The sequence below is a fragment of the Streptomyces sp. NPDC051940 genome, from assembly GCF_040680895.1.
Lineage (GTDB): Bacteria > Actinomycetota > Actinomycetes > Streptomycetales > Streptomycetaceae > Streptomyces.
Genome location: NZ_JBFAXR010000119.1, coordinates 1 through 25,905 on the forward strand (window position 1 = coordinate 1; position 25,905 = coordinate 25,905).

General features: G+C 71.9%; 24 protein-coding genes. 9 read left to right on the forward strand and 15 right to left on the reverse strand.

Annotated features, from left to right (window positions below; all coding sequences use genetic code 11):
• Positions 1 to 92: 92 nt before the first annotated feature.
• The 7 genes from pstB to AB0M28_RS32070 all read right to left on the reverse strand — a co-directional run bounded on the left by pstB (position 93) and on the right by AB0M28_RS32070 (position 7,629).
• Positions 93 to 869 carry a phosphate ABC transporter ATP-binding protein PstB gene (gene pstB / locus AB0M28_RS32040; protein ID WP_365412789.1) on the reverse strand — a complete coding sequence of 259 codons (777 nt, stop codon included), beginning with the start codon at positions 867 to 869 and terminating at the stop codon, positions 93 to 95.
• A gap of 25 nt (positions 870 to 894) precedes the next feature.
• Positions 895 to 1,974 carry a phosphate ABC transporter permease PstA gene (pstA, locus tag AB0M28_RS32045; protein ID WP_365412791.1) on the reverse strand — a complete coding sequence of 360 codons (1,080 nt, stop codon included), beginning with the start codon at positions 1,972 to 1,974 and terminating at the stop codon, positions 895 to 897.
• Positions 1,971 to 2,885 (reverse strand): phosphate ABC transporter permease subunit PstC, encoded by a 915-nt coding sequence (pstC, locus tag AB0M28_RS32050; RefSeq protein WP_365412835.1) that lies wholly within the window; start codon positions 2,883 to 2,885, stop codon positions 1,971 to 1,973. Before pstC ends, pstA begins: the two co-directional genes overlap by 4 nt.
• 212 nt (positions 2,886 to 3,097) lie before the next feature.
• Complete coding sequence (gene pstS, locus AB0M28_RS32055) at positions 3,098 to 4,234, reverse strand: phosphate ABC transporter substrate-binding protein PstS (protein ID WP_365412793.1); 1,137 nt, start codon at positions 4,232 to 4,234, stop codon at positions 3,098 to 3,100.
• 95 nt (positions 4,235 to 4,329) lie between these two features.
• Positions 4,330 to 5,064, reverse strand: coding sequence for a response regulator transcription factor (locus AB0M28_RS32060; RefSeq protein ID WP_365412795.1), 735 nt, complete (start codon positions 5,062 to 5,064; stop codon positions 4,330 to 4,332).
• 227 nt (positions 5,065 to 5,291) lie between these two features.
• On the reverse strand, positions 5,292 to 6,275 hold the full coding sequence (locus AB0M28_RS32065; RefSeq protein ID WP_365412797.1) for a PstS family phosphate ABC transporter substrate-binding protein: 984 nt from the start codon (positions 6,273 to 6,275) through the stop codon (positions 5,292 to 5,294).
• Positions 6,276 to 6,444: 169 nt separating this feature from the next.
• Positions 6,445 to 7,629, reverse strand: coding sequence for a histidine kinase (locus AB0M28_RS32070; RefSeq protein WP_365412799.1), 1,185 nt, complete (start codon positions 7,627 to 7,629; stop codon positions 6,445 to 6,447).
• A gap of 161 nt (positions 7,630 to 7,790) precedes the next feature.
• On the opposite strand from AB0M28_RS32070, the gene AB0M28_RS32075 reads away from it, so the two are divergent.
• Positions 7,791 to 10,226: an FtsX-like permease family protein gene (locus AB0M28_RS32075; protein WP_365412801.1), complete on the forward strand. Its 2,436-nt coding sequence runs from the start codon at positions 7,791 to 7,793 to the stop codon at positions 10,224 to 10,226.
• A 10-nt stretch (positions 10,227 to 10,236) separates the two neighbouring features.
• On the opposite strand, the gene AB0M28_RS32080 is transcribed toward AB0M28_RS32075, so the two are convergent.
• Both AB0M28_RS32080 and AB0M28_RS32085 read right to left on the reverse strand, forming a co-directional pair.
• On the reverse strand, positions 10,237 to 10,848 hold the full coding sequence (locus AB0M28_RS32080) for a GNAT family protein (protein ID WP_365412803.1): 612 nt from the start codon (positions 10,846 to 10,848) through the stop codon (positions 10,237 to 10,239).
• A gap of 35 nt (positions 10,849 to 10,883) precedes the next feature.
• Complete coding sequence (locus AB0M28_RS32085) at positions 10,884 to 13,832, reverse strand: glycine--tRNA ligase (protein WP_365412805.1); 2,949 nt, start codon at positions 13,830 to 13,832, stop codon at positions 10,884 to 10,886.
• 258 nt (positions 13,833 to 14,090) lie between these two features.
• Between AB0M28_RS32085 and AB0M28_RS32090 the strand changes: the two genes are divergently transcribed.
• Positions 14,091 to 15,089: an ATP-binding cassette domain-containing protein gene (locus AB0M28_RS32090; RefSeq protein ID WP_365412807.1), complete on the forward strand. Its 999-nt coding sequence runs from the start codon at positions 14,091 to 14,093 to the stop codon at positions 15,087 to 15,089.
• Complete coding sequence (locus AB0M28_RS32095; RefSeq protein WP_365412809.1) at positions 15,086 to 15,934, forward strand: ABC transporter permease; 849 nt, start codon at positions 15,086 to 15,088, stop codon at positions 15,932 to 15,934. Before AB0M28_RS32090 ends, AB0M28_RS32095 begins: the two co-directional genes overlap by 4 nt.
• Positions 15,935 to 15,970: 36 nt before the next feature.
• Here AB0M28_RS32095 and AB0M28_RS32100 read toward each other — a convergent pair whose 3' ends face one another.
• The gene (locus AB0M28_RS32100; RefSeq protein WP_365412811.1) at positions 15,971 to 16,561 is read right to left on the reverse strand and encodes a peptidoglycan-binding domain-containing protein; all 591 of its coding nucleotides are present in this window, start codon (positions 16,559 to 16,561) and stop codon (positions 15,971 to 15,973) included.
• A gap of 207 nt (positions 16,562 to 16,768) precedes the next feature.
• On the opposite strand from AB0M28_RS32100, the gene AB0M28_RS32105 reads away from it, so the two are divergent.
• Entirely contained in the window at positions 16,769 to 17,047 is a 279-nt protein-coding gene (locus AB0M28_RS32105) for a type II toxin-antitoxin system prevent-host-death family antitoxin (RefSeq protein ID WP_365412813.1), read from the forward strand.
• Positions 17,044 to 17,448, forward strand: coding sequence for a type II toxin-antitoxin system VapC family toxin (locus AB0M28_RS32110; protein WP_365412815.1), 405 nt, complete (start codon positions 17,044 to 17,046; stop codon positions 17,446 to 17,448). The genes AB0M28_RS32105 and AB0M28_RS32110 overlap by 4 nt, the downstream gene beginning before the upstream one ends.
• A gap of 85 nt (positions 17,449 to 17,533) precedes the next feature.
• On the opposite strand, the gene AB0M28_RS32115 is transcribed toward AB0M28_RS32110, so the two are convergent.
• Positions 17,534 to 19,606: a PhoX family phosphatase gene (locus AB0M28_RS32115; protein WP_365412817.1), complete on the reverse strand. Its 2,073-nt coding sequence runs from the start codon at positions 19,604 to 19,606 to the stop codon at positions 17,534 to 17,536.
• Positions 19,607 to 19,734: 128 nt separating this feature from the next.
• Positions 19,735 to 20,535, reverse strand: coding sequence for a L,D-transpeptidase (locus AB0M28_RS32120; RefSeq protein ID WP_365412819.1), 801 nt, complete (start codon positions 20,533 to 20,535; stop codon positions 19,735 to 19,737).
• Between the two features lie 200 nt (positions 20,536 to 20,735).
• Between AB0M28_RS32120 and AB0M28_RS32125 the strand changes: the two genes are divergently transcribed.
• Positions 20,736 to 22,184: a YibE/F family protein gene (locus tag AB0M28_RS32125; RefSeq protein ID WP_365412821.1), complete on the forward strand. Its 1,449-nt coding sequence runs from the start codon at positions 20,736 to 20,738 to the stop codon at positions 22,182 to 22,184.
• A gap of 8 nt (positions 22,185 to 22,192) precedes the next feature.
• Here the strand turns inward: AB0M28_RS32125 and AB0M28_RS32130 are convergent, their stop codons facing one another.
• Positions 22,193 to 22,402 (reverse strand): hypothetical protein, encoded by a 210-nt coding sequence (locus AB0M28_RS32130; protein WP_365412823.1) that lies wholly within the window; start codon positions 22,400 to 22,402, stop codon positions 22,193 to 22,195.
• A gap of 184 nt (positions 22,403 to 22,586) precedes the next feature.
• On the opposite strand from AB0M28_RS32130, the gene AB0M28_RS32135 reads away from it, so the two are divergent.
• Positions 22,587 to 24,080, forward strand: coding sequence for an SPFH domain-containing protein (locus AB0M28_RS32135; RefSeq protein WP_365412825.1), 1,494 nt, complete (start codon positions 22,587 to 22,589; stop codon positions 24,078 to 24,080).
• 98 nt (positions 24,081 to 24,178) lie between these two features.
• Here AB0M28_RS32135 and AB0M28_RS32140 read toward each other — a convergent pair whose 3' ends face one another.
• Positions 24,179 to 24,409 (reverse strand): DUF5326 family protein, encoded by a 231-nt coding sequence (locus tag AB0M28_RS32140; protein WP_365412827.1) that lies wholly within the window; start codon positions 24,407 to 24,409, stop codon positions 24,179 to 24,181.
• Positions 24,410 to 24,587: 178 nt separating this feature from the next.
• Complete coding sequence (locus tag AB0M28_RS32145) at positions 24,588 to 24,905, reverse strand: cupin domain-containing protein (protein ID WP_365412829.1); 318 nt, start codon at positions 24,903 to 24,905, stop codon at positions 24,588 to 24,590.
• 54 nt (positions 24,906 to 24,959) lie between these two features.
• On the opposite strand from AB0M28_RS32145, the gene AB0M28_RS32150 reads away from it, so the two are divergent.
• A complete protein-coding gene (locus AB0M28_RS32150) occupies positions 24,960 to 25,334 on the forward strand; it encodes a phage holin family protein (RefSeq protein WP_365412831.1) in 375 nt (124 codons plus the stop codon).
• 66 nt (positions 25,335 to 25,400) lie between these two features.
• Complete coding sequence (locus AB0M28_RS32155; protein ID WP_365412833.1) at positions 25,401 to 25,901, forward strand: low molecular weight protein-tyrosine-phosphatase; 501 nt, start codon at positions 25,401 to 25,403, stop codon at positions 25,899 to 25,901.
• Positions 25,902 to 25,905: the final 4 nt, after the last annotated feature.

Genomic DNA, 25,905 nt, shown 5'->3' on the forward strand with positions numbered 1-25,905 from the left:
CCAGGTTGATCATGCGGTCGATGAACGTCTCGCCGGGCTTCGTCGTGATCTTGATGACGATGCGGTCGGAGAGGACCTTCGTACCGCCGCCGTCAGCCGAAGCGGCCCGAGACGTAGTCCTCCGTCGCCTTGACGGACGGGTTGGAGAAGATGCGCTCGGTGTCGTCGAACTCGATGAGCTTGCCGGGCTCGCCGACACCCGCCAGGTTGAAGAAGGCGGTGCGGTCGGAGACCCGGGCGGCCTGCTGCATGTTGTGCGTGACGATGACGATCGTGAAGCGCTGCTTCAGCTCGCCGATCAGGTCCTCGATGGCGAGGGTGGAGATCGGGTCGAGCGCCGAGCAGGGCTCGTCCATCAGCAGCACCTGCGGTTCGACCGCGATGGCGCGGGCGATGCACAGCCGCTGCTGCTGGCCGCCGGACAGCCCGGAGCCGGGGCGGTTCAGGCGGTCCTTGACCTCGTTCCAGAGGTTGGCGCCCTTCAGCGACTTCTCCACGATGCCGTCGAGTTCCGACTTCTTGATCTTGCCGCCGAGCTTCAGACCGGCCGCCACGTTCTCGTAGATCGACATGGTCGGGAACGGGTTCGGCCGCTGGAAGACCATGCCGACGACACGGCGTACGGACACCGGGTCCACGCCCGCGCCGTACAGGTCCTCGTCGTCGAGGCGGACCTTGCCCTCGACCCGGGCGCCCGGGGTCACCTCGTGCATCCGGTTCAGGGTGCGGATGAAGGTGGACTTGCCGCAGCCGGACGGGCCGATGAAGGCGGTCACGGAGCGGGGCTCGATGGACATCGAGATGTCCTCGATCGCCTTGAACTTGCTGTAGTAGGCGCTGAGTCCGCTGATGTCGATGCGCTTGGCCATGGTTGCTCTCCTGTCCTGATGGCCGTCAGCGGCCGGTCTTGGGTGCCTTCCAGCGGGCGATGCCGCGGGCCAGCAGATTGAGGATCATGACGAAGGCGATCAGCACGAGCGCCGCGGCCCAGGCGCGGTCCCAGCTGGCCTGGTTGCCGTTCGCCCACTGCTCGTACACGTACAGCGGCAGGGACGCCTGGGAGCCTTCGAACGGGTTGTTGTTGATCGCCGGATTGCCGAACACCAGCAGCAGGACCGGGGCGGTCTCGCCGGTGATCCGGGCGACGGACAGCATGACGCCGGTGGTGATGCCGCCGATCGAGGTGGGGAGCACGATCTTCAGGATCGTCTTCCACTTCGGTACGCCGAGGGCGTAGGAGGCCTCACGCAGCTCGTTGGGGACGAGCTTCAGCATCTCCTCGGTGGAGCGCACCACCACGGGCATCATCAGAATCGCGAGCGCCAGCGCCCCGGCGAAGCCGGAGTAGCCGAACCCGAGGATCATGATCCATACGGAGAGGACGAACAGACCCGCCACGATCGACGGGATGCCGGTCATGACGTCCACGAAGAACGTCACGGCCAGGGAGAGCCGGCCGCGCCCGTACTCCACCAGGTAGATGGCGGTGAGCAGGCCGATCGGTACGGAGATCACGGTGGCCAGCGCCACCTGCTCGATGGTCCCGAGCAGCGCGTGGTAGAGGCCGCCGCCGGGCTGCAGGGTGATCACGCCGTTCATGGAGTGGGTGAGGAACTCCGCGTCGAGCACCTTCGCCCCGCGGTCGACGGTCTCCCAGACCAGGGACGCCAGCGGGATGACGGCGAGCACGAACGCGGCCCACATCAGCGCGGTCGCCAGCCGGTCCTTCGCCTGCCGGCGCCCCTCCACGGCCGTGGCGAGCGCGTACGAGCCGGCGACGTACAGCAGCGCGGCTATCAGGCCCCACTGGATGCGGTTGGACAGCCCGGCCCCGAGGCCGATGGCGACGGCGGCGGCCACGGCGCCGACCGCCGTGGCGACGGGCGCCCACCGGGGCAGCCGCGGCTGGCGTATGCCGAGGACGTCGGGGACGCCGGCGGCCTCGGGGATCGTGTCGTTGACGGTCGCGGTCATGCGTTGGCCCCCGAGTACTCCTTGCGGCGGGCGATGATCAGCCGGGCGGCGCCGTTGACCAGCAGGGTGATGACGAAGAGCACCAGACCCGAGGCGATCAGCGCGTCACGGCCGTACTGGCCGGCCTCCTTGAACGCGGAGGCGATGTTCTGCGCGAACGTCCCCCCGCCAGGCTGCAGCAGCTCCGGGTTGATCAGCGCGGACGGGGAGAGCACGGTGGCGACGGCCATCGTCTCGCCCAGCGCCCGGCCGAGGCCCAGCATGGAGGCGGAGATCACGCCGGAGCGGCCGAACGGCAGCACCGCGGTCCTGATGACCTCCCAGCGGGTGGCCCCCAGGGCCAGCGCCGCCTCCTCGTGCATCTGCGGCGTCTGCCGGAAGACCTCGCGGCTGACGTTGGTGATGATCGGGAGGATCATCACGGCGAGCAGGATGCCGACCGTCATCAGCGAGCGGGGCGCGGAGCCGTCGTACGACAGGACCACGGTCCAGCCGAAGTACTCGTCCAGCCAGGTGTAGAACCCGGTGAGGTGCGGGACGAGGAAGAGCGCGCCCCACAGTCCGTAGACGATCGACGGCACGGCCGCCAGCAGGTCGATGACGTACGCGATCGGGGTCGCCATCCGGCGCGGCGCGTAGTGGGTGACGAACAGCGCGATCGCGACCGCGACCGGCACCGCGATGGCCATCGCGATGACCGAGGACACGATGGTGCCGAACACGAGCACGGCTATGCCGAACACCGGCGGGTTCGCGTTGGCGTTCCACTCGAACGTGGTCAGGAAGTTGCCCTCGTTGTCCGCGAGCGCGAGGGCCGCGCGGTAGGCGAGGAAGGCCGCGATGGCGGCCATGATGACGAGCAGGGTGATGCCCGAGCCTCGGGACAGGCCCAGGAAGACCCGGTCGCCCATGCGGGTGGGCCCCTTGCCCTGGCTCAGCTGCGGCGCCGGGCGGGGCGGCTGGTCCGTGGTCTCCACGGGTGTGGCAGTCATATCGGATCTCCGGTCTGGGTGGGCGGGCGGCGCCGGTCACAGCGCCGGCCGGCCCGGTGGCGGTGCACCGGACGGGCGGTCGGCCCGGGGCGCCTTGCGGCACCCCGGGCTGACCGGTTCAGCGGTTCGGGTCAGGCAAGGGCGGCGACGACCTTGTTGACCTCGGTGACCAGCTCGGCCGGGAGCGGCGCGTAGCCGGCCGCGTTCAGCGACGCCTGGCCGGCCTCGCTCGCGGTGTAGCCCAGGAAGGACTTGACGGCCTCGAGGGTGTCGGCCTTGTTGCCCTTGTCGCAGGCGATCTCGTACGTCACCAGGACGATCGGGTAGGCGCCCTCCTCCTTGGTGGCGTAGTCCATCTCCAGCGCCAGGTCGGAGCCCGTGCCGGTCTTCTTGGCCACACTGATCGCCTTGGAGGCGTTCTCGATGGTGGCGGCGACCGGGGTGGCGGCGCCGGTGGCGACGTCGACCGTCTTCAGGCTGCTGCCCGTGGCGTAGGAGAGCTCGACGTAGGAGATGGAGCCGGAGGTCTGGCCGACCTGCGAGGCCACACCGGAGGAGCCGTCGGCCGCCTGGCCGCCCTCGACCGGCCACTTCTTGTCGTGCTCCCACTTCCAGGCGTCGGGCGCGACCGAGTTCAGGTACTTGGTGAAGTTGTCGGTCGTGCCGGACTCGTCGGAGCGGTGCACCGGCTGGATCTTGGTGCCGGGCAGCGAGGCGTCGGGGTTGAGCTTCTTGATCGCCTCGTCGTCCCACTTGGTGATCTTGCCGCTGAAGATGTCCGCCATCGTCGCGGCGTCCAGGGAGAGCTTGTCCACGCCCTCGACGTTGAACACGACGGCGATCGGACCGCCGACCATCGGGATGTTGATGCCCTGGCCGCCGGTGCAGATCTTCTTCGACGCCTCGAGCTCCTCGGGCTTGAGCGGCGAGTCAGAACCGGCGAACGCGGTCTGGCCGTTCAGCCACTCCTGGATACCGGCGCCGGAGCCGACCGGCTTGTAGTTGACGGTCAGGCCCGAGCAGGCCGCCTGGAAGTCCTTGACCCACTGGTCGACGGCGTTCTTCTGGGCGGAGGAGCCGGAGGCCAGCAGCTCGCCGCTGCCGGCGCACTTCACATCGCCGGCCGCGGCCGCGGTCGACTTGCCGTCGGAGGGCTTGTCGCCGTCCGTGTTGTCGTCGGAACCGCACGCCGACAGAACCAGGGCGCCGGAGACGGCGAGGGCGCCGAGGGTCAGGGCGCGGAACCCGTTCTTGCGCTGGAGCTTCACTTCGGTGTCTTTCCTTCCTGAGGCCGCACTTGGCTTGGCGGCGTGCGTGATGAAGAGGTGGTGACGTGGCCTTGCGGCCCGGGTGTCCGGTGATCTCATGCCGCTCCCCCTGGCGGAGGCACGAACCGGTAACCGACGTTCCGGACCGTGAGGATCACCGAAGGATCGTGCGGGTCATCGCCGATGCGGTCCCGCAGCCGTCTGATGTGGACGGCGATGGTGTTGGACTTCGGAGCGCTGCCGCCCCAGAGCTCGGCGCTGATCTGGTCGCGGGTGACGACCTTCTCGGCGTGCGCGACCAGCAGGTGCAGCAGCTTGAACTCGCGCAGCGGCAGCTGCACCAGCCGGCCGCCGATCCGTGCCTCGAACGTGGCCGGGTTGATGCTGAAGGGGCCGGCGGTGACGGACTCGTCCAGTTCCTGGACCGAGGGCCCGGTCACCCCGAGCATCTTCAGCACCTCGTACGGGCGGTACGGACGGGCCACGCAGGCGCTGGCCCCCGCGGTCAGCGCCTGTACGGCGTCCTCGGCGTCGTCCGGACCGACTCCGATGATCACCGGGACGGTGCACCGGCGGCGCAGCACCTCGACGACCTTCGCACCGGGCACCAGCGGCAGCCGGGCGCTGACCAGCACCACGTCCGGACGCTGCAGGCCCACCTGGAGCAGCGCCTCCGCCCCGTCGGAGCAGAAGACGACCTTCACCTGGTGGCCGGCCAGATGCTCGGCCAGATCGTGCGCCACCTGCTCGTCCGGGTCGGCGAGCAGCAGCACCCTGCCCGGCAGGCGCGGTCCGGGCACAGCCGGTCCCCCGGCCTTGGCTATGCCCATGTCGTCACCTGGACGGGGCGCATGGCGCTCTCTCCCTCGCGTGGCACGGATTCCCCCAGTCGGAAGGGGACTTGGCTTCACCCGGGAAGCCCCGGGCAGGACCCATGGAAGGTCCCGGATGCAGACGCGAGCGGGCGAAAGGGGTTAACGCAAGGTGAATATCCGCGCGCCAGTCGGTGATTGCGTTATCCCGGCGTTATCTTTCGCGTGTGCGCAGATGAACGCCGTTACCCGTGTGCCCTCTTGAGCCTGGAGAGCGCCGTCCGCAGCTTCTTCTCCTGCTCGGCGCTGAGCGGGATGAACTTCGCCTCCTTGGCGATGGAGGCGTGGTTGTCGACGTAGAACTCCACGAACTGCAGCACCTCGGGGCGCTCCAGTGCGGCCGACGAGGGATAGATGAACAGCGGTCGACTGAGGGCGTATGTGCCGTTCTGGACCGATTTGGCGCTCGGCGCCACACAGCCGTCCCCGGCGTCGATCCGCAGCGCCTTCAGCTCGTCGGCGTTGTCCTCGTAGTAGGTGTAGCCGAAGTAGCCGAGGCCGCCCGGGCTGGAGGCGACGCCCTGCACGATGACGTTGTCGTCCTCGCTCGGGGTGAAGTCGGAGCGGGACGCCTTCTCCTCGCCGTTGATCGCGTCGGTGAAGTAGTCGAAGGTGCCCGAGTCGATGCCGGGGCCGAAGAGTTCGAGCGGCTGACTGGGGTAGGACGGGTCCACCTGGTTCCAGTTGGTGACCTTCGAGCCCGGCTGCCAGATCTTCTTCAGCTGCTGGGTGGTGATGCAGTCGATCCAGTCGTTGTCCTTGTGGACGACGACGGTCAGCGCGTCGTTGGCCACGGTGAACTCCTCGACGGCGATGTCGTTCTGGGCGCAGTCGAGCTTCTCCTCGTCCTTGGCGGGACGGGAGGCGTCGGAGATGTCCGTCTCGCCCGCGCAGAACGCCTCGAAGCCGGCGCCGGTGCCGTTGTCGGCGACGGAGATCGCCACACCGGAGTTCTCGGCCTCGAACCGGTCGGCGGCGGCCCGCGTCAGCGGGGCGACGGTGCTGGATCCGTCGACGGCGATGGCGCCGGCGACGGACGAGGACGACGACGAGTCGTCGCCGGAGCTGGCCTCGGCGTCCTTGTCCAGCAGCCCGCAGCCGCTCAGCGCGACGGCGAGCGCGGGGACGGCTATCAGAGCGCCCAGGCGGAGGTGGGTTGAGGTATGCACGCTCACTGCCTCGATGTCGTGAGGGGGCATGGTCGGTCGGCCATGCCAGGTGGGAGTTGGTGAGGTTTGTGAGCCCGGGCGTGCACCATCGAAGTGGGTGGGACGGACCAGGTGTCTGCGTGCAAGCCAACACGAGGTGAACAACGAGTCGCCCCAAGGTGACACCAGGTCAGTTCGCGATGGGCAGCCGCACCGCGAGCAGATAGCCGCCGTCCCCGTCGGGACCCGCCGCGAGGGCGCCGCCCGCGGCCTTGACCGCCGCGGCGAGCCTGCCGAGCCCGTGCCCCGTGCCCGGCAGCGCGGAGTCCGCAGCGACCTTGTCCGGGGCGGTGTTCGTCACCTCCAGCAGCACGGTGCCGGGCTCCACCTCGGCGAGCCGCAGGGTGACGTCCGCGCCCCGGGCGTGCCGGACGGCGTTGCTGAAGCCCTCCTCGGCGGCCTGGAAGAGCAGCGTGCCGGAGGCGGGACCGGCGTCGACGTTCGGGTCGATCCGGGCGGTGATGTCGAGGCCGTACTGCCGGTAGGTGCTGACCAGATCGTCCAGGTCGGCGAGCGAGACCTCCGGCTCGCCGAGGCCGTCCGGGCCGTCGGGGCCGTCCGCCTCGTCGTCCTTCATCACCCGCAGCACGTTGCGCAGCGCCTCCATCGCGCCGGCGCCCGCGTCCTGGATCAGGCCGCACTTCTCCCGCACCTCGGGCGCGGTGTCCGGGCGGGCGGCGATCGCCATGGACTGCACGGCCATCAGGCTGATCTGGTGCCCGACGCCGTCGTGGATCGTGCGGACCAGGCGGTCGCGCTGCTCGTAGCGCCGCTCGCGCAGCAGGGACTCGCGCAGCAGCGCCTCTTCGCGCTCGTGGTCGGCGAGCAGGCCGGCGTTGGTCTCGCCCTGGTTCACGGCGATGCCGACCATCACCGGGGCGAGGGTGAGCAGCCAGTTGGTGGCGAGGGTGAAACCCGCGTGGCTGGTGTGGACGATGAGCGAGTCGGGGCTGGCGAGCGACAGCACGCTCGGTACGGCCATCATCACCGCCACCCACACCAGCCGCCGCTCCCGGGTCGCGGCGTACAGGGCGATCGCCAGGCAGACGGTCTGCCCGGTGACGAGGAAGACGACCAGGCTCACCACGGCGTAGGCGTCGACGTACCGCCGGCACAGCGGACTGAGTACGGCCAGCACGACGATCGCGGCGATGCCGGTCGGCCGGTCGTGCAGGAACCCCGTGTGCGGCGAGCTGAGGGCGCCCAGGAGGGGCGGGGTGAAGACGACGGCCAGGGCGAGGACGCGCCATCGCGTCACATGGGGCCCGCTGGTCAGCCGACGCTGCACCCAGACGTACGGCGCGCTTCTGTCCATTCGCCCAGTATTGCCTGTTTTGTCTTCGAAGCGGGGTCCGGCTCCCGCACCGGACGGCCGGGGGTTATCCCCACCTCCAACCCGGGCGTCACTCCCATGGGTTGCCCCACCGCCCGTCCCTAGCGTGGAACGCGGGACGAAAACGACGGACGGGGAGTGCGATGTTCAGGCTGGCCTGGCGGACCATCCGGTACCGGAAGCGGAGTCTGGCCGCCACGTTCGTGGCGCTGTTCCTCGGGGCCGTGATCGTCATGGCCTGCGGCGGGCTGCTCGAGACGGGCGTGCGCAACAACGCGCCCGCGCAGCGGCTCGCCGCCGCGCCGCTCGTGGTCAGCGGGGAGCGGTCGTACCCGATGGGCGACGAGGACACCGCCGTGATGCCCGAGCGGGTGCCCGTGCCGGCGGGGGCGGGGGAGAGGCTGCGGGGCGTTCCCGGCGTACGGGGGGTGGTCGAGGAGCACGCCTTCGAGGCCGCCGTGCTGGGCGCGGGCCCCGTCCAGGGGTACGGGTGGGCCTCCGCCGCGCTCACGCCGTACGAGCTGACGGACGGGCGCGCCCCCGAGCGCGCCGGTGAGGTGGCCGTGGAGCGCGGCGAGGTGGGGCAGCGGCTGCGGATCGCCGCCGCCGGGGGCGTGCGGACGTACACCGTGAGCGGCGTCGTGCGCCCGCGCCACGGCGTGGACCAGGACGTCGTCTTCCTCGCCGACCGCGAGGCCCGCCGCATCGCGCCCGAGGTGGCCGCGCTCGGCGTGCTCGGGACGGCGGACAAGGGGCGGGTCGAGGACGCGCTCGCCCCGCTGGCCGTCACGGTGTCGGGCGGCGACGACCGGGGCGCGGTGGAGCACCCCGGGGTCGTCACCGGCCGCAGCGACCTCATCTCGATCTCCGCCGTCTTCGGCGGGATGGCGACCTGCGTGGCCGTCATGGTCGTCTCCGGCACCGTCTCCCTCTCCGTGCAGCAGCGCCGCCGCGAGTTCGGGCTGCTGCGGGCCGTGGGCGGTACGCGGCGCCAGCTGCGGCGGATGCTGCTGACCGAGACGCTGCTGGTGGCGCTGGCCGCCGCCGGGGCGGCGTGGTTCGCGGGGCCGCCGGTGGGGCGGTGGCTGTTCGGGCGGTTCACCGACTCCGGGTTCGTCTCCCCGGCCGTACGGTACGAGCAGGGGTGGATCCCCGCCGTCGCGGCGGGCGGCGCCCTGCTGCTCACCGCGCTGCTCGGCGGCTGGACCGGGGCCCGGCGCGGGGTGCGGGTCCGGCCCGTGGAGGCGCTGCGCGAGGCGGAGGCGCCGCAGAAGTGGGCGCACCCGGTGCGGATCGTCGCGGCGGTGCTGTTCCTGGCCGGGGCGGCCGCCCTGGCGACCCTGACGGTGCTGCTCTTCGACGGACCGGTCGCCGCGAGCACCGCCGGCCCGACCGTGCTGTGCGCGGTGCTGGGTCTCGCCCTGCTCGGGCCGGGACTCACCAAGCTGATGGCGGTGCTGGCCGGGCCCCTGGTGCGGCTCTTCACCGGTACGAGCGGCAGGCTCGCGGTCGCGACGGCCCGGGTGCGGGCCGTGCGGACGGCCGCCGTCGTCACGCCGGTGATGCTGGCGACGGGCATGGCCGTCGGCAACCTCTACCTCCAGACCACCCAGACCGACGCGACCCGCGCCGCCTACGCCGCGAACCTGCGCGCCGACGCCGTCCTCACCCCCGCGGCCGGCGGGGTCACCCCGGCGCTGCTGGACCGCGTCCGCGCCACGCCCGGCGTCGAGGCCGCGAGCGCGTACACCACCGGCACCGGCTTCATCGACGGCGCGACCGACGAGGACGGCATCCCGCTGCAGGGCGTCAGCGGCGACGCGGCCGCCCGTACGACGGCGATCACCCCGACGGCCGGCAGCCTGGCGGACCTGACGGGCGACACGGTGGCGCTCGGCGAGGCGCGGGCGCGCTCGCTGGGCAAGGGCGTCGGGGACGGCTTCGCGCTGCGGCTGGGCGACGGGGCGGAGGTACGGGTGCGGATCGCCGCGCTCTTCGAGGGGCGCGCGGGGTACGAGACGGCGTTCCTGCCGGCCCCGCTGCTCGCGGCGCACACCGACACGGGGCTGCCCCGCCAGATCCTGGTACGGGCCGACCCGGCCGCGCTGCCCCGGCTCGCGGACCTGGCCCCGGGGCTGACGGTCGCCGACCGCTCGCAGCTCATCGCGGCGCACGACGAGGACACGCAGACCCAGGCGGTGATCAACTACCTGCTGATCGCGATGATCGTGGCGTACACCGCGATCTCGGTCGTCAACTCCCTGGTCCTGTCGGTCGGCGACCGCCGCCGCGAGTTCGGCATGCAGCGGCTGGTGGGCGCCACGAAGGCGCAGGTGCTGCGGACGCTGACCGTCGAGGCGCTGGTCGTCGCGGCGATCGGGGTGGCGCTCGGCACGCTGGCCGCGTCCACCTCGCTGGTGCCCTTCGCGCACGCGGCGGCCGGCGGCTGGCTGCCGACCGGCCCGTGGTGGATCTACGGCGCGGTGGTCGCCGGCGCGGCGGCGCTGTCCCTCACCGCGACACTGCTCCCGGCGTGGGCGGCGCTGCGCCAACGGGCGGTGGAGGCCGCCACGCTGTGACGCGGGCCCGCTACTGGTACCGGGCCAGCCGCTCCACGAGCAGCGCCTCGCAGGCCGGCCACTCCGCCGCCGTGACCGCGTACATCGCCGAGTCCCGCAGCGTGCCCTCCTCCCCCGGCACCCACGACAGCGCGTAGCTGCGCAGGACGCCCTCCAGCCGGGCGCCGAGCTTCTCGATCGCCGCGCGGGAGCGGGTGTTGCGGGCGTCGGTCATCAGATCGACGCGCCGCACCCCGAGCGTGCCGAACGCGTGCCGGAACAGCAGCAGCTTCGCCTCCGCGTTCACCCCCGTGCCCTGGGCCGCCGCCCCGAGCCAGGTCCAGCCGATCTCCACGCCGTGCAGCCCGCGCCCGTCCGGCCACCAGCGCGGCGTGCAGTACGACGTGACGCCCACCGCCCGGCCCGTCGCCCGCAGCACCTGGGCGTACGGCGCCAACTGCCCCGCCGCCGCCCGCCGCAGATGGCCGTCGACGTACGCCCGCACCCCCGCGGGCTCCGGCACGGGGGTGAACCGGAACGACGACCGGTCGGCCGCCGCCTCCGCGAGATCCGCCGCATGCCCCTGGTCCAGGGGTTCCAGGCGCACCCGCGCGCCCTCCAGCACCGGTGCGTCGATCGTCATCGCCGCTGCCACCTCCGACGTCTGCGGGCCGCGCGTCAGCGCAGCTCGTCCCAGCCCAGCACCGGGTCCGCGAGGTCGCGGAGGGAGGCGAGCAGGCCCAGGCGGTTGGCGCGGACGGCGGGGTCCTCCGCCATCACCAGGACCTCGTCGAAGAACGCGTCGACCGCCGTCGCCAGCGGCGCGAAGGCCGCGACGAACGGGCCGAGCCGGGTGTCGCCCGCCAGCGCCTCCCGGGTACGCGTCAGCTCCTCGTGCACCGCCGTCTCCGCCGCCGAGTCGAAGAGCGCCGGGTCGTACGCCGCGGGGGTCCCGGCCGGGACGATCCGGCGTACCCGCTGCACCGCCGCCGCGACCCGGTCGAACGCCTCCGTACCGGCCAGCTCCGCCAGCTCGCCCAGCAGCGCCGAGGCCCGCGCGGGGTCCACACCCTGGGGAAGGACCGCCTGCACGTGCGCGTGCGGCAGCCCCGCCTCCAGCAGCGACTGCTCGAAGCGCCGCACCGCGAACTGCTCGGCCTCCTTCAGCGCCACGTCGTCGGCGGCGACCGGCTGCACCGCCGCGGCGACCGCCAGCCCGTCGGACACCGTGAGCCCGGCCAGGCCCGGCAGCGAGCGCAGGATGTTCACCGCACCCAGCGCCGCCCGCCGCAGCCCGAACGGGTCCGAGCTGCCGGTCGGCGCCGAGCGCAGCGCGAACAGCCCCGCGAGCAGATCGAACCGGTCCGCGAGGGCCAGCAGCGCCCCGGGCAGGGTCGCCGGCAGCGCGCTGCCCGCGCCGCGCGGCAGCTCCATCTCGTACAGGGCCTCGGCGACGGCCTGCGTCTCCCCGGCGCGGGCGGCGTACTCCCGCGCCATCAGCCCGGCCAGCGACGACAGTTCGGTCACCATCTGCGAGCCCAGGTCGAACTTCGCGAGCGCCGCGGCGCGCTCCAGCGTCACCCGGTCCTCGCCCGCGAGCCCGATCCGGTCGGCCAGCGTGAGGGCGATCGAGGCGATGCGCCCGGCCCGGTCGGCCATCGAACCGAGCCGCTCCTCGAAGGTGAGCAGCGCCAGCTTGGCCTTCATGTCGGCCAGCGGGGTCTCGAGGTCCGCCCGCCAGAAGAACGCCGCGTCCTCGTAACGGGCCCGCAGCACCGCCTCGTTGCCGGCCCGCACCACGTCGTGGTCGCAGGCACCGTTGGCGACGGCGACGAAGTGCGGCATGAGCGCCCCGTCCGCGCCCTGCACCGGCAGATAGCGCTGGTGCTTGCGCATCACCGTGGTGAGGATGGCGGCGGGCAGCTCCAGGTACTTCGGGTCGAAGGAGCCGAGGATCCCCGTCGGCCACTCGACGAGGTTCGCGATTTCGGCGACGAGCGGCGCGTACGCCGTGGTGTCGACGCTCCCGCCCGCCCCGGCCGCCAGCTCCCCCGCCTGCCGCACCACGATCTTGCGCCGGGTGTCCGCGCTCGCCACCACGCCGTGCTCGGCGAGGAACGCCCAGTACTCGTAGGCCGTCGCCACGTCCACCGACGGCTGCGCGGCCGTGCGGTGCAGATACGTCGTACGGCCGGAGGCCAGGTTCGAGACGGTGAACGGCACCACGTCCTCGCCGAGCAGGGCGAGGATCCAGCGGATCGGCCGGGTGAAGGACAGGCCGGGCGCGTTCCAGCGCATGTTCTTCTCGGCCCGCAGCCCCGTCACCACCTGCGGCAGCAGCTCCGCCAGCACGTCGAGCGCCGCGCGCCCGGGCACCACGCGGGTGACCGCGACGTGCTCGTTCCCCTTGAACTCCATGCGGCCCAGCTCCGCCACCGGCAGGCCCTGGCTGCGGGCGAAGCCCTCGACGGCCTGCCCGGGGGCGGAGGTGCGCGGCCCGCGCACGGTCTCCTCGCGGTCGTCCTCGCGCGGCTCGACGCCGCCGAGCATCGCCACCACCCGGCGGGGCGTGGCGTGCACGTACAGCCCGGCGTACCGCAGCGCCGTCCCGGCCAGCTTCTCGGCCAGCGCCTGCCGGACCGCCTCCGCGCTGCGGTCGACCTCGGCGGGCGGCATCTCCTCGACGCCGATCTCGAAGATCAGCGTCTGCGGCCCGTCCACCGGATCGCGGTGCTCGGCCTGGACCTCGGGCGCCGCCGGCGCCTCGGCCGTCCCCAGCGGATGCCCCAGCTCCGTGCGGCGCTCGGCCCACAGCTCGGCCGCCTCATGCGCCAGGCGCCGCATCCGGGCGAAGGCGCGGGCGCGTTCGGTGGTGGAGATGGCGCCGCGGGCGTCGAGCACGTTGAAGGTGTGCGAGCACTTCAGCACGTACGAGTACGCCGGCACCGGTAGCCGCGCGTCCAGCATCCGGCGGGCCTCGGCGGCGTAGGTGTCGAACAGGGCCTGGTTGGCCTCGATGTCCGCCTCGTCGAGGTAGTAGCGGCTCATCTCGTACTCGGCCTGGCCGAAGACCTCGCCGTAGCTGATGCCCGGGGCGTACGCGATGTCCTTGAAGTGGCTGACGCCCTGCAGCGCCATCAGGATCCGCTCGATGCCGTAGGTGATCTCCACCGACACCGGGTCCAGGGAGATGCCGCCGGCCTGCTGGAAGTAGGTGAACTGGGTGATCTCCAGCCCGTCCAGCCAGACCTCCCAGCCCAGCCCCCAGGCGCCGAGCGCCGGCGAGGCCCAGTTGTCCTCGACGAAGCGGATGTCGTGCGCGGCGGTGTCGATGCCGATCGCCTGCAGACTGCCCAGGTACAGCTCCTGGGCGTTGCCCGGCTCGGGCTTGAGGATCACCTGGTACTGGGTGTGCGTCTGCAGCCGGTTCGGGTTCTCGCCGTACCGGGAGTCGTCGGGGCGCACGCTCGGCTCGGTGTACGCCACCCGCCACGGCTCGGGACCCTGGACGCGCAGGAAGGTCGCCGGGTTCAGCGTTCCCGCGCCGACCTCGGTGTTCATCGGCTGGGCGGTCATGCAGCCGGCCCGGGTCCAATAGGCGTCGAGCGCCGACAGTGCGTCCTGCATCGTGAGCATGGTGCGTCCCCGGTCCTAGGTACGGGCGGTATGACCGGTCAGTCTAGGCAGCCCCGCGCGCGGGCGGCCCGCGGGCCGCCCCGCGGCGCACCGTGTCCGCGCGACGCCGCACCGTGAACCCTCCGGTCCGCCGCGCCGCCGCGATGAGTTCCGGGCGCCCGCCCGGTCCATCCCTGCAGAGGGTCCGCCCGCGCTGCGCGCCGGTACGTCCCGTAGCACGCTGAGGAGAGGGAAAGGACGAAGGTGGCGATGAGTACGCACGCGTCAGACCTGGCGATCGAGACCTCGGGACTGGTCAAGGTGTTCGGGGAGACCCGCGCCGTGGACGGGGTGGACCTGCGCGTCCCCACCGGCACGGTGTACGGGGTGCTGGGGCCCAACGGCGCCGGCAAGACGACCACGGTGAAGATGCTCGCCACCCTGCTGCGGCCGGACGGCGGCGAGGCCCGGGTCTTCGGCCACCACGTGGTCTCCGACGCCGACGCCGTACGCAGCCGCGTCAGCCTCACCGGGCAGTACGCCTCGGTGGACGAGGACCTCACCGGCACCGAGAACCTGGTGCTGCTGGGCCGGCTGCTCGGCCACGGCAAGGCCGCGGCGCGCACCCGCTCCGCGCAGCTGCTGGAGGCGTTCGGGCTCACCGAGGCGGCCGGGCGGCAGGTCAAGAACTACTCCGGCGGCATGCGGCGCCGGATCGACATCGCCGCGTCCATCCTCAACACCCCCGACCTGCTGTTCCTGGACGAGCCGACGACGGGCCTGGACCCGCGCAGCCGCAACCAGGTGTGGGACATCGTGCGGGCGGTCGTCGCCCAGGGCACGACCGTGCTGCTGACCACGCAGTACCTCGACGAGGCCGACCAGCTGGCGTCGCGGATCGCCGTGATCGACCACGGGAAGGTGATCGCCGAGGGCACCAAGGGCGAGCTGAAGGCGTCCGTGGGCGCGGGCTCGGTGCACGTCCGGCTGCGCGATCCGGCGCAGCGGGCCGAGGCCGCCGCCGTACTGGAGCCGGTGCTGGACGCCACGGTGCAGCTGGAGCCGGACCCGGTGGCGCTGACCGCGCGCGTCGGGGTCGGCGGCAACGGCACGGGCGCGGCTCAGGCCGCGTCGCTGGCGCTGGCGGAGCTCGCGCGGGCGGGGATCACCGTCGACAACTTCTCGCTGGGGCAGCCGAGTCTGGACGAGGTGTTCCTGGCACTGACCGACCGGGGGGCTTCCGGGCCCGAGGAGGTGGCCGTCCGATGAGCACCGCGACCGAGACCCGCACCGAGGAGCTTGCCCCGATCACCGCCGAGTCCCTGGCCGAGCTGCTGGTGGCCGAGGAGCGGCCGCCCCGGCCGAGTGCGTGGTCCGCCTCGCTGACGTTCGGCTGGCGGGCGGTGCTGAAGATCAAGCACGTGCCGGAGCAGCTCTTCGACGTCACCGCCTTCCCGATCATGATGGTGCTGATGTACACGTACCTCTTCGGCGGTGCGCTGGCCGGCTCGCCGTCGCAGTACATCCAGTTCCTGCTGCCGGGCATCCTGGTGATGTCGGTCGTGATGATCACGATGTACACCGGGGTGTCGGTCAACACCGACATCGAGAAGGGCGTCTTCGACCGCTTCCGTACGCTGCCGATCTGGCGGCCGTCGGTGATGGTCGGCTATCTGCTGGGCGACGCGCTGCGGTACACGATCGCGTCCGTCGTGATGCTCGTGGTCGGGCTGATCATGGGCTTCCGGCCGGACGGCGGCGTGGTCGGGGTGGTGCTCGGCGTCGCGCTGCTGCTGGTGTTCGCCTTCGCCTTCTCCTGGGTGTGGACGATGTTCGGCCTGCTGCTGCGTACGGAGAAGTCCGTGATGGGCGTCAGCATGATGATCATCTTCCCGCTGACGTTCCTGAGCAACGTGTTCGTCGACACCAGCACCATGCCGGGATGGCTGCAGGCGTTCACCAACAACTCCCCGATCACGCACCTCGCCTCGGCGGTCCGCGGCCTGATGGCCGGCGACCGGCCGGCGGCGGACATCGCGTGGACGCTGGGCTGGGCGGGGCTGATCCTGGCGGTGTTCGGACCGGTGACGATGCGGCTGTACGCGCGGAAGTAGCCGGCCGCGGCGGACCCGAGTGAAACCTGCTCGTGGTCAGATGAGGGAGATGTCGCGGCTGAACAGGTTGATGGTGCTCGTGGTGCGGGTGGACTTGGCGGCGGTCCCGGAGCCGTTTCTCGCGCCGATGAGGTAGTAGTTGCCCGTGGAGCCGTAGACCCTCTTGCCCCGGACGAACGTCACGACCCCACTGCCGTTGACGGCGTTGTACTTGACGTACCAGCTGCCGCTGGAGGTCTTGGACCAGTACAGGCGGCCGTCCGCCTTGCCCCAGGTGGCGTTGCCCACCTTCCCGTCCGCGGTGAGACCGGCCTTGAGCTGCCACTTCTTCGTCGCCGTCGCGGTGCCCGAGCCGAACCTGCCGTCGAGGCCGCTCTTCGTCAGATAGCCCTCGGAGTAGAGGACCGCCTGCCACATCAGGACGAGATCGGTGTTCGACGAGTCGCCACACCCATTGCACAGCGAGTTGCCGAGCTCCGCGAAGTGGTCGGCGAAGTCGTCGGTGAGCGCCCCGCTGCCGTCGACCACCGTGGTGGACGCCTGAGCGGTCCCGCTCAGGCTGAACAGGGTCGCCGCCGCCACGGCCCCGGCGATCAGCGCGCGGCTTCCCCATCGAATACGAGACATACCCTGGTCCCCCTCAGCTCAGCGGCCCGGCTGCGGGCCGTCACCAGCACCCTGGCACGCCGCCGGCCGCGCCGGCCAAGCCCTGTCGCCCAGACTTGAAAGCCCAGGTGAGGACAGGCGCCGCTGCGCCGCGGGGTCGTCCCGTTGCCGCCGGGCCTCACGCAATGCGCCGTTGCACGGTGCATTACAGTGCAATACGCTGGGGGAATGAAGACCATCACGCAGCGAGAGCTGGCCGCACGGTCCAAGGCAGTGCTCGATGAGGTCGAGGCGGGCGAGATCTACCGCATTACGCGGAACGGCACGGAGATCGCCGAGGTCCGGCCCATCAGCGCACGCCGCCGCTTCGTGCCGGTGGCCGAGCTGCAGCGCAAGTGGCGGACGGCGCCACGTGTCGACGCCGCTCAGATGCGACGCGAGGCGGACGAGTTCTTCGGCACCGAGGACCGGGTCGACGAGGCCGACGATCCGTGGGGGCGGGCATGACGGTTCAGCGGGAGCGCGGGCTCGTCGACACCTGCGTGCTCATCGACCTTCCGGACCTCGATCCGGCCAGGCTGCCCCTGGAGATCGCCGTTCCCGCGGTGGTGCTCGCGGAGCTGGCCCAGGGCGTCGCCATGACGCGGGACCCCGTCGAGATACTGGCCCGCTCACAGCGACTCGCCGACGCCGAAGCCGACTTCGCGGCGATCCCCTTCGACCGGGAAGCCGCCCGGCGGTTCGGCACTCTCGTGGCGATGCTGATCCGGGCCAAGCGTGACCCCGGGCCGCGGCGCATGGACCTGATGATCGCGGCGACCGCCGCAGCCCAGGGACTCCCGCTCTACACGCGCAACGCCGACGACTTCAAAGGGCTTGACCAGGGCGTCGAGATCATCGCCGTGTGAAGGGACCGCCGACGCGTCCCCGGAGACGACGGCGGGCAGGGCGCCCCACACGCCCTGCCCGCCGGATCCGGGGTGACCGGACGCCCTACGCGCCGATCGCGCCGCCGTTCTCGCGCCACACCGCGACGACCGCCGGACGCACGTACTTGCCGGCCCCGTCGGGCCACGCCGACGCCGGGTTGTCCACGTTGGCGCCGTCGATCTCGCCCGGGTGCTGCACGGCGACCAGCACGCGCCGCTCCTGGACGACCGGGCCGCACGTCTCCGCGCCCCGCGGCACCGTCAGGAACTGCTTGACCTGGCCCTCGTAGCCGCCGGACGTCGCCACGCCGAACAGGCCGTCGTGGGAGCCGAGCTGGTTGCCGTCCGTGGAGATCCACAGGTTGCCGTAGACGTCGAAGGTGACGTTGTCCGGGCAGGAGATCGGGCTGACCTTGTCCTTCGGGAAGCCCGCGAAGTACGTCGAGGGGTCGTTCGGGTCGCCGCACACCAGGAACAGCCGCCAGGCGAAGCGCTTGGCCGTCGGGTCGTTCCAGAACTCGCTGAGCTCCAGGACGTGCCCGTGCTTGTTGGCGTTGCGCGGGTTGATCTCGTCCGCCGGGGCCTTGCCGGTGGTGCCGCGCTGGGTGTTGTTCGTCAGCGCGACGTACAGCTTGCCGGTGCGGGGGCTCGGCTCGACATCCTCGGGGCGGTCCATCTTGGTGGCCCCGACCTTGTCGCCGGCGAGGCGGGTGTAGACGTACACCTCCTCGGCGGTCATGCCCTCGACGTACGAGACGTCGCCACTGGCCAGCGGGATCCACTCGCCGACGCCGTCGAACTCGCCGTCGGACGGCAGCGCGCCGGTGCCGGTGATCTCGGCCGCCGGGCTGTCGCCGGTGAACTTCGCGACGTACAGGGTGCCCTCGTCGAGCAGCGTCATGTTGTGTTCGCGCGCGGCCGGGGAGGTGCCGCGCATCATGCGCTTCTTCGAGATGAACTTGTACAGGTAGTCGAAGCGCTCGTCGTCGCCCGAGTAGGCGACCGCGCGGCCGTCCGCGGTCAGGCGCACGTTCGCGCCCTCGTGCTTGAAGCGGCCGAGCGCGGTGTGCTTGACCGGCGTCGACTCCGGGTCGTACGGGTCGACCTCGACCACCCAGCCGAAGCGGTTCGCCTCGTTGGGCTCCTTGGTCAGGTCGAAGCGGTCGTCGAAGCGCTCCCACTTGCGCTCGGAGGCGCCGGTGGTCAGGCCGTAACGGGCCAGCTTCGCCTTCAGGACCGGGTCGGTGACGGCGCCCGCGTTGGCGAAGTACTGGTTGAAGTTCTCCTCGCCGGACAGGATCGTGCCCCACGGGGTGGTCCCGCCCGAGCAGTTGTTGAGGGTGCCGCGCACCTTGGTGCCGGTCGGGTCGGCGGACGTCTTCAGCAGATCGCTGCCGGCCGCCGGGCCGGTGAGGCGGAACTCGCTGGTCGCGGTGAGGCGGCGGTTGAGCTGGTGCCGGGTGACGGCGGTGAGCGCGCCCGTACGGCGGTCCTCCTCGACCACGACGACCGACAGGCCGTGCGCGGCCCAGGCGGTCTCCACCTGCGCGCGAGTCGGGTTCGCGGCGTCGTAGCCGCGGAACATCAGGATCTCGTCGGTGTACTCGTGGTTGGCCACGAGCACCTGCCGGCCGCCCTCGCGGGGCAGCGGCAGCAGGGTGAGGAAGTCGTTGTTGTACCCGAACTGGCCCGCCTGGGCGGCGGCCGACTGGTTCTCCGGGTCGAATGCGGGCGCCCCGCGCAGGATCGGCTCGCCCCAGCGGATCACGACGTTCTGCCCGTAGCCGCCCGGCACGGTCACCGCGTCGGTGGTGTTCGGCGGTACGGGCGTGAAGCGCAGCCCCCGCGCCGCGCCCGCGCCGAACGTGTCCGCGGCGGCCGCCGCGTCCGCGGCCTGGGCCTTCGGCGCCCCGGCGGTCAGCGCCCCGGCGCCGGTCGCGGCGATCACGGTGGCTGCGGCGCCGGCGCGCAGCATGCCGCGGCGCGAGAGCGACTCGGCGATGACGTCGCCGACGTAGGTGTTGCCGCTGGTGTTGGGCACCTCGTGGAAGCAGGCGTCGCCGCAGCGGAAGCGGCAGGTGAGAGCGGCACGGCCGCCCGGGTGCGGTGAGCTGATGAGCGGCAGAAACTTGCGCACGGTCCCCTCCGGTTAGGTTCGTCCGGGCTCGGACGCTATGCGCACGGGAGTGCGGACCGGGGGATTCGCGGTGAACGGACGGTGAATCCCGGCGCGGGGCCGTGTGACGTGGTGTCAGTGCCGGGCGGTCAGCGCGGGGCGGGCCGCTCGCCGTACACGAAGACCGGGTCGCCGTCCCGGAGCAGACCCCACAGCGCCTCGGCGTCCTTCAGCCGCAGATTGACGCAGCCGTGCGAGCCGATCGGCCGGTGGATGTCGCGGTCCATGACGCCGTGCAGCGCCTGCCCCTGGTCGAAGTACTGGGCGTACGGCATGGGCTCGCCGAACATCCACGACCACTCGTCGCGGTCGCGCAGCCAGATGGTGTGCAGCCCGGTCCGCGTCTCGCGGCCCGCGCGCCCGCTGCGGACCGGGACCGCCCCGTACACCTTGCGCCCACCGTCGCTCACCCACAGCAGCTGCCGCGTCAGGTCCACGCACACGATCCGGCCCTCGTCGCGCGGGCAGCGGCCCCCGGGGTCGGGGTCCGGGCCGATGTTCTCCAGCGCGAGCTGCCCGTGGGTGGCGGCGTCGGCGAGGCCCGCGGTCTCGGCGAGGCCCCGGTCGCGCTGGTACGCCTGGATGGTGCGGCAGTCCGTGCGCGACTGGCGGCCGTCGGCCGGCAGCCCCAGATAACCCTCGACCTCGCGCTGGTACGGGCCCGGCCGCCGGGTGCAGTACGGCTCGTGCTTCACCCGCTCGGCCCGCTCGGCGGCCTGCCGGGCGCGCTCGGCCGCGCGCTCCGCGGCCTCCTTCTTCCCGTCGCCGGTCAGCCGGTCGTCGACCGCCGACAGGCCGGAGTCCACCGCGGACGGCACCCAGCCGGCCGTGCCGAACAGGGCTCCGGCGAGCAGCAGGGTGGCCAGGGCGGGCGGCCAGGCGCGGTGCATGGGTCTCTCCTTCCGGAGCCCGGGCGTCGGCGCGGTCGGGACCGGTCGGCGGGACACGGTCCTGGAGACCCGGGCATCAGCTGCCAGTTATAGGCGGTTTTGGATGCCATCCATATGATTTACAGATTGATGGCGTGTCAGAGCGATCCCGTTCGCACGTGTCTGCGGAGCCTCGCGCTCCGCCCTGCGATGATCGGACGGTGACGCACTCCCACGCCCACTCCCACAGCCACGACCACGGACCGGCGACCCCCGCCTCACGCCGGCTGCGTACCGTCATCGCCGCGGTGCTGATCCCGTTCTCGCTGCTCGTGCTCGTCGGGATGCTCGTGCTGTGGCCGGGCGAACCGCCGCAGCACAAGCGCTCGGGCGTCGGTTTCGACACCGAGCGCCAGCGGGCGACGGTGACGCAGATCGACGAGGTCGACTGCGCCGAGGTCAACGCCCAGTCGCAGAACGCCGACAAGGACGACAAGTGCCAGCGGGTCACCATCGAGGTCACCTCCGGCAAGAACAAGGGCCGGACGTTCAAGGAGATCGTCACGCCGGACGCGCTGCGCCGCTACGACGTCGGGCAGGACCTGGTCGTGTCGTACCAGCCGGACGCCCCGCCGGAGGTCCAGTACGCCGTGGTGGACGTGGTGCGCACGGTGCCGCTGGTGGTGCTGGCGGTCATCTTCGCGCTGGCCGTGGTGGTGGTCGGGCGGTTGCGCGGGGTGGCGGCGCTGATCGCGCTGGCGGTCAGCTTCGGGATCCTGATCCTGTTCATCCTGCCCGCCATCATCGCGGGGTCGAACCCGCTGCTGGTGGCCATCATCGGCGGCAGCGCCATCATGCTGATCGCCCTCTACCTCAGCCACGGCTTCAACGCCCGGACGTCCGTGGCGGCCATCGGCACCCTGGCCTCGCTGCTGCTCATCGGGCTGCTCGGCTCGATCTTCATCGGCTGGGCGAAACTCACCGGCTCCACCGACGACTTCACCGGGCTGATCCACGACCAGTACCCGGACATCGAGATGAGCGGTCTGCTGCTGGCGAGCGTGCTGATCGGCTCCCTCGGCGTGCTGGACGACGTGACCGTCACCCAGTCCTCGGCGGTGTGGGAGCTGCGGCAGGCCGATCCGTCGGCGAGCTGGAAGAAGCTGTACGGCGCGGCGATGCGCATCGGCCGCGATCACATCGCGTCCGTGGTGAACACCCTGGTCCTGGCGTACGCGGGCGCCGCGCTGCCGCTGCTGCTGCTGTTCACCACCGCGCGGGTGGGCGTCGGCGGGGTGCTCACCAGCGAGCTGGTCACCCAGGAGATCGTGCGGACGCTGGTCGGCTCGATCGGCCTGGTCGCGTCGGTGCCCCTGACGACGGCGCTGGCGGCGGTCGTGCTGTCCACGGACCGGCCACCGGCGCCGGCCGGCTCACGCCGGGGCGGACCGCCGGCCGGGGAGGACCCGGAGGCGTACGGGCCGTACGGGGGCGGGCCTTCGCAGGGGGGTGGGCCCTCGTACGGGGGCGGGCCTTCGTACGGGGGTGGGCCTTCGTACGACTCCGGGCTCGGGTATCCGCCGTACGACGGCGGCGCGCAGCCCTACGGGGGCGGCGGCGACCAGCCGCCTCCCCGGCCCGGCGGGCGGGGGCGGCGGCGCAAGCGCTGACGGCCGGCTCACAGCCGTTCGACGTACACCGTGCGCGGCGCCTCGTACTCCACGACGACCACCAGCGTCCCGACCGGGATACGCGCCTCGCCGTCGAAGGAGTACGCCAGGAACGCCTCCGCGCCGCCGCGCACCCGGACCATCACCTCGCCGACCAGCCCCGGTCCCACCGTGCCCGTCACCCGCCCGCGCAGGCCCAGCACCGTCGCGTCCGCCATGCCGTCCCCCTTCTCAACAGGCCCCTGAGCGCAGGGTGTTCGGTGCATACCCCGGCGGCGTCACAACTGTGCGTCAAGAACGCGACAAGAACCGGGCAAGCCCTTAACCCCCGTCGATCGCAGGAGGACACTCGCGATCGTCGGCCCCGCAGGGGGACCGCACGCATCGAGGGGGAGTGTGCCGGTGTTCATCGGCCTCATCGCGGGCGCGGCCGTCGTCGCCGCCCTTGTCATCATCGGAATCTTCAAGCTCATGTGGCGGGTCGCCGAACCCAACGAAGCCCTCATCATCTCCGGCTCCAAGCACCGTACGGAGGGGCTGGAGGAGGGCATGGGCTTCCGTATCGTCACCGGCCGGGGCACGTTCGTCACGCCCGGCGTGCAGGTGGTGCGCAAGCTCTCGCTCGACCTCAACGAGGCCGAGCTGAACGTCGACTGCGTCACCAAGCAGGGCATCCCGCTCAAGGTGCACGGCGTGGTGATCTTCAAGGTCGGCGACGACTACGTGTCCATCGCCAACGCCGCCCGGCGCTTCCTGGACCAGCAGCGGTTCATGGGCGAGCGGGTGCACAACGTCTTCGCGGGCCATCTGCGCTCCATCGTCGGCGGGCTGACCGTGGAGGAGATGATCCGCGACCGGGAGCGGCTGACCGGGGAGACCCGGCACGCCTCCGGCTCCGAGATGGAGAAGCTGGGCCTGATCATCGACTCGCTGCAGATCCACGAGATCCAGGACCCGACCGGCTACATCAACAACCTCTCCGCCCCGCACGCCGCCGCCGTACGCCGGGACGCGCGCATCGCGCAGGCCGAGGCGGACCGGCTGGCCACCGAGGCCGAGCAGGCCGCGGCGGCGCGGATGGCCGAGGCCACCCGGGACAGCGAGATCCTGCAGGCCGGCTACCAGGCCGAGCGTGACAAGGCGGGCGCCCACGCCGAGATGGCCGGTCCGCTCGCGGCCGCCGGCGCCCGGCAGGAGGTCGTCGTACAGGAGACCCGCGTCGCGGAGCTGGAGGCGCAGCGCCGCGAGCAGCAGCTGCAGGCGGACGTGCGCAAGCCCGCAGACGCCAAGGCGTACGAGAAGCGCACCCTCGCCGAGGCCGAGCGCGACGCCCGGATCTCGGCCGCGCAGGCCAAGGCGCGGGAGACGGAGCTGGCGGCGGTCGCCGAGGCGACGCGGGTGAAGACCGCGGCGGGCGCGGAGGCCGAGGCGACCAAGGCGCGCGGCGAGGCCACGGCCACGGCGACCCGGGTGACGGGCGAGGCGGAGGCGGCGTCGGCGAAGGCGCGGGGTCTGGCGGCGGCCGAGTCGGCGAAGGCGAACGGCCTGGCGGAGGCCGAGGCCATCAAGGCGCGCGCGGCGGCGCTGGCGGAGAACCAGGAGGCGGTCGTCGCCCAGCAGCTCGCCGAGAAGTGGCCGGAGATCGTCCAGGCCGGCGCGTCGGCCTTCGGGAACGTGGACCACATGGTGCTGCTGAACGGGGCCGACGGGATGTCGGACATGTTCGCCCGGGCGCTGACCATGGGCGGCACGGGTCTGGGGCTGGCACGTCAGCTGCTGGCCACGATGGACAAGCAGAACGGCGCGGCGCAGGCGGAGGCGGCTGCCCCGGCGAAGGCGGCGGTCCCGGCGCCGAAGCGGTCCGGCCGCCGGGTGGAGGAGATCAAGGTCGACTGAGTCCGGCCGCGCGGCAGCAGCCCCGCGGCCTGTGTGCGGCGGCCGGGGCGGCCCTCATCGGGCGCCCCGGCCGGCGCGGCCGGTCCGGCGGGCCGGGGTCACCACTCGCTGCGGGAGCTGTCGCGGGAGGACGAGGACCCGGTGAACTTCCGTACGACGAAGATCAGGCCCGCCACCAGCACGGCGAAGAGCAGCACCTTGAAGACGAGGGCGACGATGAACCCGATGAGGCTCATGATCATCCCGCCGAAGACGACGATGGCCAGCACCGGGACGGCGACCCACTTGACCCACCACGGCAGGCCCTTGGCGATCTCACTGACGGACACGGTTACTCCTGTCGACACTTGCGTTCCCGGGCCCTTCCCGGTGCTTCCAGGCTAGGACGGCACCGCGGCGGACGGGAGTGCTCCCGGCCCCGGTCCTCCCCGGAACGAACCCTGAGGACAACCCTGAGAGCGGACCCTCAGCGGGACCGCCCACCGGACCGCCGCACCGCGGTCCCGGTCAGCCCTCCGGCGGGGAGAAGACCACCATCACCCGCAGGTCCTCCGTGATGTGGTGGAACTTGTGCGGGACGCCCGCCGGCACGTACACCACCGACCCCCGCGCCACCTGCGTCGTCTCCTGCCCGACCGTGATCGACGCCCGCCCGCTCACCACGAGGTACACCTCGTCCTGCCGGTGCGGCTGCTGCGGATCGGACTGACCCGCGTCCAGCGCGTACAAACCGACGGACATATTCCGTTCGCGGAGGAACTGCAGGTACGCTCCGTCGTTCGCGCGGCGCTCCGCCTCCAGCTCGTCCAGCCGGAATGCCATCATCGCGTCAGCCTGCCTCTGTGTGTGATCCCGTCAGTTCTGGAGACGATCTCATCCATGAAGAGTTTCATCGTCAAGACCCTGGTCAACGCGGCGGCGCTCGGCGTCGCCGTCTGGCTGTTCAAAGATGACATCACGCTCAGCGGCGACACGGGCGAGAAGGTCCTCACCCTGGTCCTCGTCGCCCTGATCTTCGGTGTCGTGAACGCCATCGTGAAGCCGCTCGTCAAGCTGTTCTCGCTGCCGCTGGTGGTCCTGACGCTGGGGCTGTTCACCCTGGTCATCAACGCGCTGATGCTGCTGCTGACGTCCTGGCTCGCGGACGTGGTGGGCCTGGAGTTCGACGTGGACGGCTTCTGGACCGCCGTCGGCGCCGCGCTGGTCGTCAGCATCGTGTCGTGGGCGCTGAGCCTGGTCCTGGACCGCGACTGAGCCGGACCGGACCCGGACGGCGGGGGCGGCGGGGACTCCCCGCCGCCCCTGTCGCATGATGGGCGCATGGCTGAACCCCTTCGTGTGTGTTTCGTGTGTACCGGCAACATCTGCCGCTCTCCGATGGCGGAGTCCGTTTTCCGTTCCCGGATCGAGGAGGCGGGCCTCGACTCGCTCGTCGAGACCGACAGCGCCGGCACCGGCGGCTGGCACGAGGGCGACGCCGCCGACCCGCGCGCGGTCCGGGTGCTCGAGCGGCACGGGTACGACAGCGAGCACACCGCCCGGCAGTTCCACGCGTCGTGGTTCGCCGAGAAGGACCTGGTGATCGCCCTGGACGAGGGCCATCTGCGGGAGCTGCGCCGGATGGCGCCCACGCCCGCCGACGCGGAGAAGGTCCGGCTGCTGCTGTCGTACGACCCGGACGCCGAGCCCGGCGATCTGGACGTACCCGACCCCTACTACGGCGACATGGACGGCTTCGAGGAGTGCCTGGAGCTGATCGAGGGCGCCGCCGAGGGCCTGCTGGGCGCGGTCCGCGCGTCCCTGGGGGCCGCGCGGGCATGACCGG